The sequence below is a fragment of the Algoriphagus sp. AK58 genome (assembly GCF_014324365.1).
In the GTDB taxonomy this organism is placed as follows: Bacteria; Bacteroidota; Bacteroidia; order Cytophagales; family Cyclobacteriaceae; genus Algoriphagus.
In genome coordinates this window covers 113533-127421 of the sequence record NZ_QEIG01000018.1, presented here as the reverse complement: position 1 = coordinate 127421, position 13889 = coordinate 113533, and the positions used below count along the sequence as shown (strand labels likewise).

At 40.7% G+C, this 13889-nt stretch carries 13 protein-coding genes and 2 tRNA genes; 12 read left to right on the top strand and 3 right to left on the bottom strand.

Annotated features, from left to right (window positions below):
* Positions 1–69 precede the first annotated feature (69 nt).
* The 8 genes from DDT91_RS16010 to DDT91_RS15975 all read left to right on the top strand — a co-directional run bounded on the left by DDT91_RS16010 (position 70) and on the right by DDT91_RS15975 (position 7346).
* Positions 70–157 (top strand) — tRNA-Ser (locus DDT91_RS16010).
* An 834-nt stretch (positions 158–991) separates the two neighbouring features.
* On the top strand, positions 992–1762 hold the full coding sequence (locus tag DDT91_RS16005; RefSeq protein ID WP_187177203.1) for a MotA/TolQ/ExbB proton channel family protein: 771 nt from the start codon (positions 992–994) through the stop codon (positions 1760–1762).
* Between the two features lie 52 nt (positions 1763–1814).
* Entirely contained in the window at positions 1815–2144 is a 330-nt protein-coding gene (locus DDT91_RS16000; RefSeq protein ID WP_187177202.1) for a hypothetical protein, read from the top strand.
* A 1-nt stretch (position 2145) separates the two neighbouring features.
* Positions 2146–2781 carry a biopolymer transporter ExbD gene (locus DDT91_RS15995; RefSeq protein WP_187177201.1) on the top strand — a complete coding sequence of 212 codons (636 nt, stop codon included), beginning with the start codon at positions 2146–2148 and terminating at the stop codon, positions 2779–2781.
* A 1-nt stretch (position 2782) separates the two neighbouring features.
* Positions 2783–3247 (top strand): biopolymer transporter ExbD, encoded by a 465-nt coding sequence (locus tag DDT91_RS15990; protein ID WP_187177200.1) that lies wholly within the window; start codon positions 2783–2785, stop codon positions 3245–3247.
* Between the two features lie 109 nt (positions 3248–3356).
* Positions 3357–4622: an MFS transporter gene (locus DDT91_RS15985; protein ID WP_370539332.1), complete on the top strand. Its 1266-nt coding sequence runs from the start codon at positions 3357–3359 to the stop codon at positions 4620–4622.
* A 2-nt stretch (positions 4623–4624) separates the two neighbouring features.
* Positions 4625–6091: an NAD(P)H-hydrate dehydratase gene (locus tag DDT91_RS15980; protein WP_187177198.1), complete on the top strand. Its 1467-nt coding sequence runs from the start codon at positions 4625–4627 to the stop codon at positions 6089–6091.
* A 67-nt stretch (positions 6092–6158) separates the two neighbouring features.
* Positions 6159–7346: an MFS transporter gene (locus DDT91_RS15975; protein ID WP_187177197.1), complete on the top strand. Its 1188-nt coding sequence runs from the start codon at positions 6159–6161 to the stop codon at positions 7344–7346.
* Between the two features lie 34 nt (positions 7347–7380).
* Here the strand turns inward: DDT91_RS15975 and asnS are convergent, their stop codons facing one another.
* The gene (gene asnS, locus DDT91_RS15970; protein WP_187177196.1) at positions 7381–8832 is read right to left on the bottom strand and encodes an asparagine--tRNA ligase; all 1452 of its coding nucleotides are present in this window, start codon (positions 8830–8832) and stop codon (positions 7381–7383) included.
* Positions 8833–9005: 173 nt separating this feature from the next.
* On the opposite strand from asnS, the gene rpoN reads away from it, so the two are divergent.
* The gene (gene rpoN / locus DDT91_RS15965; protein ID WP_187177195.1) at positions 9006–10463 is read left to right on the top strand and encodes an RNA polymerase factor sigma-54; all 1458 of its coding nucleotides are present in this window, start codon (positions 9006–9008) and stop codon (positions 10461–10463) included.
* Positions 10464–10513: 50 nt separating this feature from the next.
* On the top strand, positions 10514–11086 hold the full coding sequence (locus DDT91_RS15960) for a phosphatase PAP2 family protein (protein ID WP_222718665.1): 573 nt from the start codon (positions 10514–10516) through the stop codon (positions 11084–11086).
* Positions 11087–11167: 81 nt separating this feature from the next.
* Here the strand turns inward: DDT91_RS15960 and DDT91_RS15955 are convergent, their stop codons facing one another.
* Positions 11168–11911 (bottom strand): outer membrane beta-barrel protein, encoded by a 744-nt coding sequence (locus tag DDT91_RS15955; RefSeq protein ID WP_187177193.1) that lies wholly within the window; start codon positions 11909–11911, stop codon positions 11168–11170.
* 178 nt (positions 11912–12089) lie between these two features.
* Between DDT91_RS15955 and DDT91_RS15950 the strand changes: the two genes are divergently transcribed.
* Both DDT91_RS15950 and DDT91_RS15945 read left to right on the top strand, forming a co-directional pair.
* Positions 12090–12163: transfer RNA gene (locus DDT91_RS15950), tRNA-Arg, on the top strand.
* 65 nt (positions 12164–12228) lie between these two features.
* Positions 12229–12498, top strand: a complete 270-nt coding sequence (locus DDT91_RS15945) for a hypothetical protein (RefSeq protein ID WP_187177192.1) — start codon at positions 12229–12231, stop codon at positions 12496–12498.
* Here DDT91_RS15945 and DDT91_RS15940 read toward each other — a convergent pair.
* Complete coding sequence (locus DDT91_RS15940) at positions 12495–13868, bottom strand: glycoside hydrolase family 140 protein (RefSeq protein ID WP_187177191.1); 1374 nt, start codon at positions 13866–13868, stop codon at positions 12495–12497. The two genes, DDT91_RS15945 and DDT91_RS15940, sit on opposite strands and share 4 nt — an antisense overlap.
* Positions 13869–13889 lie beyond the last annotated feature (21 nt).

The window sequence follows — 13889 nt, the reverse complement described above, 5'->3', positions numbered from 1 at the left end:
GTTTGGAATCGGAGGGAATAATAATTTTCTTTGCACTCCGATTTAGAAACCGGATTAGATCAACCCTACAGAGAGGTGTCCGAGTGGTTGAAGGAGCACGCCTGGAAAGTGTGTATACCCCTAAAGGGTATCGAGGGTTCGAATCCCTTCCTCTCTGCAAAAAAGCCAACTTTAGAAATAAGGTTGGCTTTTGTTATTTAAAGTAGTTGATGGAGGTGGTGGAAGGGATGAGAACCCTCGGGTTTGAAATCGACCGGTAGGGAGATTCGCGAGCGGATGTGCGGCATGGTAGGCGGGTACGAGCAATCCCTTCCTCTCTGCAAAAAAGCCAACTTTAGAAATAAGGTTGGCTTTTGTTATTTAAAGTAGTTGATGGAAGGTGGTGGAAGGGATGAGAACCCTCGGGTTTGAAATCGACCGGTAGGGAGATTCGCGAGCGGATGTGCTGCGTAGTAGCGGGTACGAGCAATCCCTTCCTCTCTGCCAAAAAGCCAAATTTTAGAAAAAAGTTAAGTTTCTTTGCCTGCCTAAAGCATAACTTTTCATTTCAGTCACCTCTCCCAATTATTGAACAATTGTTTTTAAAGTTTGAATAAGGAATGATATGATTATCCAAATTTCATGAAAGTCAAATCCAATTGCCTCACAAAGTTGGATAAGATCCAACCGAAAAATCTTTATTACATCCCCTAATTCTACCTAAAGAAAATTTTAATTTTTATTTCCAACTGAAATTCAATAGGTTTAAAAGTTGACAGGTATTTAAACGTTGGAAACTGGGGCGTTTTTGAATGAATGCAAATCGAAAGAAGGATAAGAAAATCGATCCATTCGTGTAAAAATTGCCTCAAATTCGCTTTAAACAGAGGATTCTTTCAAAAAAGTAAAAAGACACCTTTGTTTTTTGAATTTAAAAAATGATAACTTTAAAGCCTCGATTTAATCTGGAAACCATTTAACCTTTATCAAAAGTCTATTTAAAAAACACATTATGAGAAAGTTAATCGCTTTGTTCATGCTCGCAGGTATCCTATTCATTCCTGTATTCGCAAACGCTCAAGATGCACCAGCAGCATCACCTGCTTCTCCTACAGTAGTTGACGATGAAATCGTGGCTGAGGAGCAGAGCTTTCACCAAGTAATTAAAGAGAAATTTATCGAGGGTGACCCAATTTACATGACTCCGGTATTGATCTGCTTGATTTTGGGTCTTGCTATTGCCTTGGAAAGAATTATCACTTTGAACCTTTCTACTACCAACACCAAGAAATTGATCAACAAAATCGAAGATGCTCTTTCTTCTGGTGGTATTGAAGCGGCAAAAGACGTTACCAAAAACACTAAAGGACCTGTAGCTTCTATCTTCACTCAAGGTTTGATGAGATATTCTGAAGGTATTGAAATGGTAGAAAAATCTATCATTGCCTATGGTTCAGTAGAAATGGGTCGTTTGGAAAAAGGTCTGGTATGGATCTCTCTTTTCATCTCTCTTGCTCCAATGTTGGGCTTCATGGGTACGGTAATCGGTATGATCTTCGCTTTCGATACCATCGAAGCGGCTGGTGATATCTCTCCATCTATTGTAGCCGGTGGTATTAAAATCGCTCTTTTGACAACCGTAGCAGGTTTGATCGTTGCGATTATTCTTCAATTGTTCTACAACTACCTAGTTGCAAAGATCGACTCTTTGGTTAATGACATGGAAGACGCTTCTATCTCTTTGGTAGACGTGTTGGTGAAGCACAAATTAACCGGTAAGTAATTCTTACCAATCTTTTGTCAAACTCATTTTCTAATTAACTAAAGAAATTACTATGGATTCTTATGATATCATGCTCTATGTGAGCTATGCGCTGGTGGGAATTGGAGCAGTGGTCTCCGTCCTTCTTCCGCTGATCAAATCCTTGGATGATCCGAAAAGTTTGATGAAAACTGGCCTTGGTGTAGTTGCTATCTTGGTTTTGTTCTTTATCTGCTACTCGATCTCTTCCAATGAGGTTCTTCCTAAGTTCGAAGGTGAACCATTCAACCTGACTCCGGAAATGTCTCAATTAGTGGGAGGGTTAATGATCACGACTTATGTGCTCACAATTGTGGCCATAGCGGGAATTGTACTGACAGAACTTAATAAAGCTATTAAATAATATGGCTAAGAGCAAAAGTAGAATGAGTCAGGAGGTTAATGCAGGATCGATGGCAGACATTGCCTTCCTGTTGTTGATCTTCTTCCTCGTAACCACTACAATTGCTTCGGATAAGGGTATTTTGAATATTCTTCCTCCGAAGCTCGATCCTAATGTTCCGCCTCCAGATATCAAGAAAAATGAAAGAAACATTTTCAATGTCTTGATCAATGCCAATGATGATCTATTGGTGGAAGGTGAGTACAGAAGATCTGCAGAAGGCTTGGACAAGGAGTTCAAGGACTTTATCTTGAATTTCGGTGCACCTGATGAAGAGGCAGCTGCCTTGTTCAATACATTGCCAGCATCTTTGCAGGGACAAGCCCTAAGACGACCAGAGTCATCTGACCATCCGAAAGAGGCAGTAATCTCTATTAAGACAAACCGTGGAACTAGCTACGAGGTGTTTTTGGAGGTGTTTGACTTAGCCAAGAAGGCTTACTTTGATATTTATGCTGAAAGAGTAGGATTGACTGCTGATGAATACCGTGCATTGACCGGTGATGATGAAGCTTCCAAAGCTCTTCAAGATAAAGGAAAAGAAGGTATCCCTATGGCGATTTCTATCGCAGAACCTGATAAAATAGGAGGTAACTGATATGGCAAAGTTTAAGAAAAAGACCAAAACTCAGGAAAGTATTCCTACATCTGCGCTTCCAGATATCATTTTCATGCTGTTGTTCTTCTTCATGGTGACTACAGTATTGAGAGAGCAGGATATTCTCGTAGAGCAAAAGATTCCTCAGGCTACTCAGCTTCAAAAGCTTCAAAAGAAGACTTTGATCTCTTACTTATACATTGGTAAGCCAAAGAATACCGGATTATATGGTTCAGAGCCAAGAGTTCAGGCGAATGATGCTCTTGTGACTCCGACTGAAATAGTTCAGTGGGTTAACCAAGAAAGAGATAAGCTTCCTGAAGCGGATCGAGGTTTGATCACAATCTCCATGAAAGTGGACAAAGATGTGAAAATGGGTCCTATTTCTGACGTTCAGACCGAACTTAGGAATGCTGACGCACGTCGCGTACTCTATGCCTCCACAGGCAAGATTTATCAAGATTAATTCTCTTAATGAGTATATTTAAAGCCATCCCCTATCGGGATGGCTTTTTTGTTGGAAGGTTATGAAACTTGTTCTTACTAATAAACATAAAATTCAAGGTGCCTGGGCAATGTACGACTGGGCAAACTCGGTGTACAGCCTTGTGATTACATCTACTATATTTCCAGTTTATTACAATATTGTCACCAAGGGAGTAGATGGATCTGACCTAGTTAATTTTTTTGGTTTTGAGGTGGTCAATACTGTGTTGTATTCTTATTCCATTTCCTTTTCTTTTTTTGTGATCGCATTAATTTCACCACTTCTTTCCGGTATAGCCGATGCATCTGGTAGAAAATTGGGTTTCATGAAATTCTTTGCCTACTTGGGGTCTTTATCCTGTATCGGACTTTTTTTCTTTGATGGATCCAATTTGGAATTTGGTATTCTTTGTAGTGTTTTTGCGAGTATTGGATATGCAGGAAGTATCGTATTCTACAATGCTTATTTACCAGAAATTGCATCTGAAGAGGAGTATGATTTCCTTAGCGCAAGAGGTTTTGCTTTGGGGTATATAGGTAGTGTTATTCTGTTGGTTTTTAATTTGTTGACGATTCAGTTTCCTGAATGGTTTGGTTTTCCGGAGGGTAGTTTTTCGGCCCGTTTATCTTTTTTAATTACAGGAATATGGTGGGCAGCATTTTCACAGATTCCTTTTCGTTTTTTACCAAAAAATCCGTTCAAAAAAAGTATTCATAAAGGATTACTGAGTAAAGGGTATAAGGAAATCAGGTCGGTATTAAATCAGGTAAAGACGAGGCCTGTTATGAGCAGGTTTTTGGCTTCTTTCTTTTTCTATTCTATGGGAGTACAGACAGTGATGTATCTGGCGGCTTCTTTTGGGGATAAAGAGCTTGGTCTTCCTGGTGATCAGTTGATTCTTACCGTATTGATCATTCAGTTTGTAGCAATAGGTGGGAGCTATTTGTTTGCCTTTGTTTCCGGAAAATTTGGAAACAAGATCAGTCTAATGATTATGGTGTTGATTTGGATTGGAATATGTGGTGCGGCGTATTATGTCTATTCGGTTTATGAATTTTATGCCTTGGCTTTTGTGGTGGGTATGGTTATGGGAGGTATTCAATCTCTTTCCCGATCTACTTATTCTAAGTTGATTCCAGAAGAAACTACAGATCATGCCTCTTATTTCAGTTTTTATGATGTCACTGAAAAATTAGCCATTGTGTTGGGGACGTTTACCTATGGTGCTATAGAACAGTGGACGGGGAGTATGCGCAACTCTGCTGTTTCCTTGGGGATTTTCTTTTTAGTTGGCCTTGGATTTTTAGTCTTGGTAACAATTCCAAAAAAATCCTTAACACCTAAATCTATTTAATCATGTTGAAGATACTTTCTGGTTCAGATGTTTCTTCTTTGGATTCCAATCACACCAAGGAGAAGGGGTTTTCCAGTCATGTGCTGATGGAAAAAGCCGCCTTAGGATTTGTGGATTGGTGGTTAAATAGGAATTTTTCTAAGGATGTACCAGTGGCTATTTTTTGTGGAGCCGGAAATAATGGGGGGGATGGTCTTGCCATTGCCAGATTATTGTCCAAGCACGATTACCATGTGGTGGTATTCTTCTGTTTTTCTCCTGATGCAACTTTGAGTTTGGATTGCCAAAAAAATTGGGATTTACTTCCTTCAACTATCGAGAAAGTGCCTTGGGGAAACTTTCAACCTGATGATTTTGGTGTTTTAGTTGACGCTTTTTTAGGAGTAGGGCTTAAGGGTAAGCTTAGGGAGGATGCCAAGGCGGTCATTTCCAAAATCAATTCATTCACAGGAAAAATAATTTCAGTTGATATTCCAAGTGGTCTGCCTTCCGACCAATCATGCACAAATGAATGTGTACGAGGGGACGTCACCGTTACCTTCGCTTTTCCCAAACTATCTCTCATGTTTCCTGAGCACGCATCATTTTCTGGAGAACTCGTGTTGGTCGACATTGGAATTGAGGAGGAGGAGTATTCCAAATTTTATTCAGACTACTATTATCTGCAGGAAAAGGATGTACCCGTATTTCATAAGAAGTTCAATCGCTTTTCCCATAAGGGTGATTTTGGAAAAGTACTGTTGGTAGCAGGAAATAGAGGGAAAATGGGTGCGGCAATTCTCGCTTCAAAAAGTGCATTAAGATGCGGTTCAGGTTTGGTGACTTGCTTGGTTCCTAAAACTGAAACCACGGCTATTCATTGTTCGGTGCCTGAGGCCATGTGTGTTTTTGAGGATTCGGTTGATATTTCTGGATTTGATGCCATTGGGATAGGACCAGGGATTGGATTGGATCAAACTCATCTTCTCCAAAAGGTACTTACCACTTTTAAGCATCCCATAGTTTTGGATGCAGATGCACTTACTCTTTTATCTCAATCGCCTTACCTTTTTGCTCAATTACCCAAGGGTAGTATTTTGACTCCCCATTTGGGAGAGTTTGAAAGGTTGTTTGGTAAGTGTGAAAATCACCTTGAAAGACTAAAAAAAGCAAAAGCCTTTTGTCTAAAGCATGAAGTAAATATTGTCATCAAAGGAGCCAACTCAGTTTTGTGTCTGTCAGATGGGAGGCAGATTTTTAATTCTTCCGGAAGTAAATTCATGGCTACCGCCGGAATGGGAGATGTGTTGACAGGGATGCTTACCTCTTTTCTAGGACAGGGTTACAGTCCGGAGCAGGCAATGATTTGTGGAGTATTCCAACATGGCTTAGCTGGTGAGTTGGCTGGAGAAGATAAGTTGAGGTCCACGATCGCGACGGATCTAATAGAGGCTATTCCCTCTACTTTCAAAAGGTTAGGAACCTCCTAGGTAAAAAATTTCAAAGTACCCAAACTTAATTTTTCCCAATGGGGTTTTGAGACCATAGATTTTGCAGATGAACAAAGAGAAAGCGTTACTGTGGACACTGGCCGCAATCAATTTCATACATATAGTAGACTTTATGATACTGATGCCTCTTGGTCCACAGCTGATGAGGTTATTTGAAATTGGACCAAGTGAATTTAGCTTATTAGTATCTTCTTATACATTTAGTGCTGGGGCTTCTAGTTTTTTTGGAGCATTTGTTTTGGATCGATTTGACCGCAAGAGGATACTTTTTGGGGTTTACGTCGGATTTACCATCGGTACGTTAGGATGTGCACTTTCTCCAAATTATCCAATTTTGTTGATAGCCAGGATATTATCCGGAGTTTTTGGAGGGCTAACTTCTGCTTTGATTTTGGCGATTATCGGTGATGTGATTCCAGATGAGCGGAGAGGAAGGGCTATGGGATTGGTCATGTCTGCGTTTTCTTTCGCATCGGTTATGGGAGTTCCGTTGGGATTGTTTTTGGCTAGTTTATCTGATTGGCATACTCCATTTTATATCTTGTCTTTTTTGTCTGTAATTAGCTTGGGGATGATCTTCAAATTCATTCCTTCCATTACGGACCATTTGGGAAAGGAAATAAAGAGACCGCACCCGTTCGAAGTGATCACTCGTGTGACCAGCAATAGCAATCAGATGAGAGCAATTACCCTTTCGATCATGATGATGTTTGGACAGTTTATGATTATTCCATTTTTGAGTCCCTATAATGTTGCGAATGTTGGTTTCACTGAGATGCAATTGACCTATGTGTACATTGCAGGTGGAGCATTCACGATTTTTACTTCACCTTGGGTAGGCAAGCTGGCAGACAAACATGGAAAGCTCAAGGTTTTTTCCATTTTCATGGTCCTAAACCTAATCCCTATTGGCGTCATAACCCATCTTGGGGTCACCCCAATTGTCTACGTCCTGATGATCACCACCTTGTTTTTTGTCACATCGAATGGAAGGTATGTACCCGCGGCAGCCATTATTACCGGTACAGCAAAGCCGGAGAATAGAGGCAGTTTTCTAAGCTTTAATTCTGCGGTACAGCAGCTCGCGGCGGGTTTTGCATCTTTATTGGCGGGACTGATTATCGGAGAAAATGAATTGGGGCAATTAACTAATTTTAATTTTGTGGGATACCTTGCGATATTTTTCAGCATCCTTTGCATCCCACTGGCCAAGAGGGTGAAGGTCGTCAGTTAAAAAAAATCCCCGGACTAGTCCGGGGATTAATTGTTTAAAATTCTGCGTTTCCGGGGGTTCTGGGAAAAGCGATGACATCCCTAATATTTCCCATTCCAGTCACAAACTGCACCATTCGCTCAAAGCCCAATCCGAATCCGGCATGTGGGGTAGCTCCAAATCTTCTGGTATCCAGATACCACCAAAGTTCCGCTTCAGGGATATGCATTTCCTGCATTCGTTGGGTTAATCTGTCAAGCCTTTCTTCACGCTGTGATCCTCCTACAATCTCACCGATGCCCGGGAAAAGGATATCCATAGCAGCCACTGTTTTGCCGTCCTCATTTTGGCGCATGTAGAAGGCTTTGATATCCTTAGGATAGTCAGTCAGAATCACTGGCTTTTTGAAGTGCTTTTCTACCAAGTATCGCTCATGCTCGGACTGAAGATCTGCTCCCCAAGACTCAATAAGATATTGAAATTTCTTCTTTTTGTTGTGATTTGAGTTTCTCAGAATATCGATCGCTTCCGTATAGGTCAATCTTACAAAGTCATTTTCAACCACAAATTTCAGTTTGTCAATTAATCCCAACTCAGCCCGCTGATCAGCCGGTTTTGTATTTTCTTCTTCTTGTGCCCGCTGATCCAAAAACTTCAAGTCTTCAGCACAATTTTCCAAAGCATAGCGAATGATGTACTTCAGAAAATCTTCCGCCAGATCTTGGTTGTCTTCTGCATCGTAAAATGCCATTTCAGGCTCGATCATCCAAAACTCCGCCAAGTGACGGGTAGTGTTGGAGTTTTCGGCACGGAAGGTTGGACCAAAGGTGTAAATCTCTGATAAAGCCATGGCCGCCAATTCACCTTCTAGCTGACCCGATACGGTAAGGTTGGTTTCACGCTCAAAGAAATCCTCCTTAAAGTCTATTTTACCTTCTTCAGTTCTTGGAAGTTTATTCAAATCCAAGGTCGTTACTTTGAATGTTTCCCCCGCACCCTCTGCATCTGAGGCCGTAATGATAGGGGTGTGGATGTAGAAAAAGCCCTTGTCGTTGAAATATTTGTGTACTGCAAAAGCCAAGGCATGGCGTACACGAAAAACAGCTCCAAAGGTGTTGGTTCTCATCCTAAGATGAGCGATTTCCCTAAGAAATTCCAGAGAGTGTTTTTTAGGCTGGAGAGGATATTTTTCGGGATCCGCTTCTCCGAGAATTTCAATGGATTTTGCATTGAGTTCTGAGGATTGTCCTGATCCTTGGGATGCTACCACAGTCCCTGTGATTTTAAGACATGCACCTGTACTGCATTTTTTAAGTACCTCTTCGGAGATGACATTAGGATCTGCTACCACCTGATAATTGGTGATGATCGAACCGTCATTGAGGGCGATGAAGGATACATTTTTATTACTTCTCTTTGTACGTACCCAACCCATGAGGGTGATTTCCTGTCCGATCAGATTTTGTTCCAGGATGGTCTTGATTTTGACCCGCTTGTTGAATGCCATGGTTGATTTTTTTAAGGAAAAATTCGTTTCCTGTCGAATTAAAATGGAATGCAAAAAAACGATTAAATCACCTTTTTATCAAAAAATTGCCTCTTTTTCCTAAATTTGGCCAGATGGCTTTTTTTGGTAAAAAAGCCTTTTTTGAACCCAACTAGTAGGTTTCCTCCATTTCAATGCAAAAGTTAAATCTATCTCAGACACTTTCTCAGAAGCTTTCACCTCAGCAAATTCAGTTTATCAAGCTGCTGCAGGTCCCGACTGCTGAGCTGGATGCCCGTATTGAAGAAGAGCTTGAAGTCAATCCGGCTTTGGAAGAAGGGAAAGATGAGGAGCAGGACAAATCCCAAGAGGATGATTTTGAAGATTCCTATGAAGATGATTTAGGCCGAGATGATAATGAACTCAATCTGGATGACTATCTGGATGATGAGTATGGTGGATATAAAATGCAGGGTGATGGTAATTACAACCCGGATGAGGAGGATCGTGAAATTCCGATTTCTTCCCAGGCCACCCTTCATGAACAGCTCATCTCTCAGCTGAACTTTTTGAAATTGGATGAACGCCAAAAAATAATTGGTCAGCAATTGATCGGGAGTATTGAGAATGATGGCTACATCAGGCGTGATTTAGAAGCTATTATCAATGACTTGGCTTTCTCCCAAAATATCGAAACTGATATTGACGAAATGGAGGAAATCTTGCGTAAGATCCAGACTTTTGATCCTGCTGGTATCGCTGCAAGAAATCTCCAAGAATGCCTGATCATTCAGCTGGAAAGAAAGGAGCATCCGGATGACCCGGTGGTTCAGCATGCCTTGGCGATCATTCATGAATGTTTCGAAGAGTTTACCAAAAAGCATTTTACCAAAATCCAGAAGCGCCTTGATCTAAATGAAGATGAAATCAAGGATGCGGTAAATCTGATTACTAGGCTTAACCCAAAACCTGGGGGCATTTCGGATGGATTAGTCAGAACCCAATACATTATTCCAGATTTTATTTTAACCAATAATTCCGGCAAGCTTGAGGTAAGTCTGAATTCAAGGAATGCTCCGGAGCTTAGGATTTCACGTTCCTATGCAGATATGTTTGATGCCTATGATAAAAGTGATAAGAAGGATAAAAAGCTAAAGGAGACGGTATCTTTTGTAAAACAGAAATTGGATGCCGCTAAGTGGTTTATTGATGCCATTAAGCAGAGGCAGAACACGTTGTTAAGGACGATGGAGGCAATTCTTCAATATCAGAAAGAGTTTTTCATTGATGGTGATGAGACTAATCTCCGTCCAATGATTTTGAAGGATATTGCTGAAAAAATTGATATGGATATCTCCACGGTTTCAAGAGTTGCAAATAGCAAATCCATTCAGACCGAATTCGGTGTGTATCCTCTGAAATATTTCTTTTCGGAGGGTATTTCTACAGATACCGGAGAAGATGTAAGTAACAGGGAGGTTAAGTCCGTTTTGCAAGGCATGGTTGATGCAGAGGATAAAAAAAGACCATTGTCGGATGATAAATTAGTGAAAATGCTCAACAAAAGGGGATATAATATAGCGCGCCGTACAGTGGCAAAATATCGTGAGCAACTTCAAATTCCTGTGGCAAGACTTAGAAAAGAACTCTAGTGTTTAGAATTCTAGCGCTCGTTATTTCCGTTGTGTTTCAACCCTTGCTGATGCCTTCACTGGTTTTTGGGATGGTCTTATTTGCGGTTCCAGAGGCTACCACGATTCCGGAAGAATTCAAATTCAGACTGTTTTTTTTAATTATTCTTTCCACGCTAATTATTCCTATGATCACGATCATAGGTCTGAGAATTAGTGGCTCCCTGAAAAGTCTGCACATGCCTGAAAAGAAAGATAGGCTAGTTCCATTTTTGATAACCAGCCTGTATTTCCTATTGACGACCGTTTTTCTGTATCAAAAAACCGAGTTGGATCCAATTTTATGGCAAGGAATGACAGTGATTTGTGGAGCGGTGATTTTGTTGTCTCTGGTTACTTTTTTCTGGAAAATGTCAGCCCATATGACAGGTGTGGGCGGGCTTGTTGCAGTTGTGCTTGTTTTGGGTAAGTATTTTGCATCTTTTGAAGTCCTTACCCCTTTATTAACTTCTCTTGTTTTATGCGGATTGGTAGGCACTTCAAGACTTTATCTCAATGCCCATCGTCCACTTGAAGTTTATGTGGGATTTTTAGTAGGGTTTGGTGTTTGTTGGGCTGGATTTTCCTGGATTTGGATGGTTTGACCTTTGTGTTACTTACGGCATTATCCTAAAATAAAAAAATCCGGCTTTTGGGCCGGATTTGTTGTCTATGGAAATCATCCTTTAAAATACAGATACTGCCAATCCAAAACTAATTTGGCTGGCTTGAGTACCGAATGGCCCTCGTCCTGCTTGCCACATGTCATTAAGGAAAAAGTTGCCCCATACATAAAACCCGGGACTGCCAGCTTTTACTGATACAGCATATCGGATTTTTTCAAGGCCGTAATTTTCGCCATCCTTGATTCTCACTTTTCCGGCCGCTGCAGATTCATATTTGATTTTGGTATGGGCATCGTATAAAAATCCTACTTTACCTCCAATACTTACTCTGAAGCTTTTGCTGTAATTGTTTTTATTGAAATGATATCTTAAATCAAGAGGGATTTCCAAATAGTTTGCCGCGAAGTTATTTGCCAGGATATTGATGTTCTGCCCGTAGACGCTTTTCACTGTCTTTAACTCGGAAGACTCTGCTCCAAGAGTCGGATTTCTAAAGAGGTTTTTATCATCTTCAAAAGTCATTTTATCCGAGCCTACTCCAAATCCGGGGTTAAGCGTAAATCCGGACTTATCTCCCAAGAGCTTTATGGGGAATTGATAAGAAATGTTGAAAGTTCTTGAACCGAAAAAATTGAGAGAAAGGTCGGCGGGTCTATTATTGAGTTGATTAAATCCAAATTCAAGGTTTAAGTCACTGGGGATGTTAGGGCGTCCTCCGATTGGGGATTTTGGTTTTTTTTCAGTTTCCTGGGCTTGCGCTAGTAAAGACAATGAAAGTAAAGCCAGTGTTAGTAATTTTTTCATTAAAAGAATCTTCTTTTCAATAGGATGTGGGCAAAAATATAAAATCCCAAAGGATTTACCCTCCAAATGGTCTTAATTATTCTTAAGGCATTCTGTTAAAAATCTTAGCAAAACAAGATTTTCTTCCCGCATACTGTTTGGAAGAAATAATTTAATCTTTACTTTTGCAAACCCATTCGGCCTCGTAGCTCAACTGAATAGAGCACCTGATTACGGCTCAGGAGGTTTCAAGTTTGAATCTTGACGAGGTCACTAAGCTCGGCATTTTGCCGGGCTTTTTTATTGATAGGATTAGGATTTTTTTTCAATTCCTGGTTATGTTTACCTTAAGCAATTGTCCTGAACCTATGCGTTTTTCTTTTCTTTTCCTTTTTTTTCTTTTGGGATTTGTATCCTGTGAAAAAATCATTGATGTGCAGCGATTTGACGGGCCTTGTACTATTGAACTTGTGGATGGAAGCACCATCACCACCGAGTATAGCATAGAGATTCTTGAAAGCACAGGTACTATTACTTACAGAGACTCGGATCGAAAGCTATGGTCTATAAAGGCAGATGAGTATGTGAGTTATTCCTGTGGAAATTAATCTTTTGCATCTACGACGAGTATCCAATCATTTCCCCGTCCCGAACTGGGTGGCTTGACTTTCACATTTGACTTTTCTTCAACAACCGGTTGATAAGGAAGTGCTACGCCTGTGCGAGGATCATACCATTGAAAGTCCAACTTTCCTTGATTCATTTTGGACAAATTCAGGCTGATTTCTTTACCAGTGGGGAAATAAAAAAAAGCATAACTTCCATTTTTAGATCGCGTGGAGCTGACGAAGGTTTCATCCTCCTCTTGATGATCAGCGACCATCGATGGGTCTGGTATACGATCAAAATATGGCCTGCTCAACATGAGATTTTTCAGATGTTTCACCTGATTGGCCACTTCGAGATCAAGGGATTGGTGCCAGGGTTTTAGTGGAGCGTTGACAGGGTCTTTATCCAGGTCATACATCTGCCAAACCGCATGGCATCCATAAGTTTGACCTGCAGCACCGGAAAACACATTCCAATACATGATTTTCCGTATATCTGTAGCTTCACTGTATCCCAGCTCTTTGGCATTGAAGCACTTTGGATGCTCCTCATACATGGGTTCTCCGTCTAGTGTGGGTTTGGTCGGAGATAGTCCATAGTCGTGATTGATGCGTTCATAGGAAGGGAAATTCGGGCAATGTCCCGTTTGATGCATATTGAAATCAAGCCAATCCGACGAATGAAACCAATTTGAGCTTCCGCCAGGGGCTGTAGGCTGGGGATGAAAAGTCATTAAGATCGGATTTTCAGGACTTGAAGTTTCTTTGATCCCCTTTGCCATTTGATTCCATACCTCGATATCCTTCGAGTTTTCTCGAGGATTTCGGTCTCCTCCTAATACCCAGATGAGATTCTTTTGATCTTTATACCTATTGCCTATCCATTGTCCATAAGAATAAGCCGTTTCTGGGGTAAATATTTCAGGACCAATGCCCCATTTATTTTTAAAAAGTTTATCACCCCAAGTGGGTAACAGTGCTATGTACAAACCTCGTTTCAAGGCTAAATCCAAAATCAGATCGACATGTTTGAAATAATTCTCATTGTACTCCCATGTTTCCAAATTGGAAAAGGGTCTGTCCCCGTTTGCATTTGGAGTATTTATTCCGTCAAGTTCTGCTAATACTACAGCTTGAATGACATTGAAGCCCTGTTCTTTCCTTTTGTCAAGATAGATTTTGGCTTGGGATTCATCCAGCCGGTGAAAAAGCTCCCATGCAGTATCTGCCATCCAGAAAAATGGTTGTTGATCTGCAGTCATCAAATACCGCTGATCCGGATGGACTTTTATCGGCCCCTTTATTTCTTGGGCGTTTAAAGTAATGGTTAAAAGAATCAGAAAGCTGAATAGAAAATTAAATCGATTCATTAGTGTAAGTATGGGAAATAA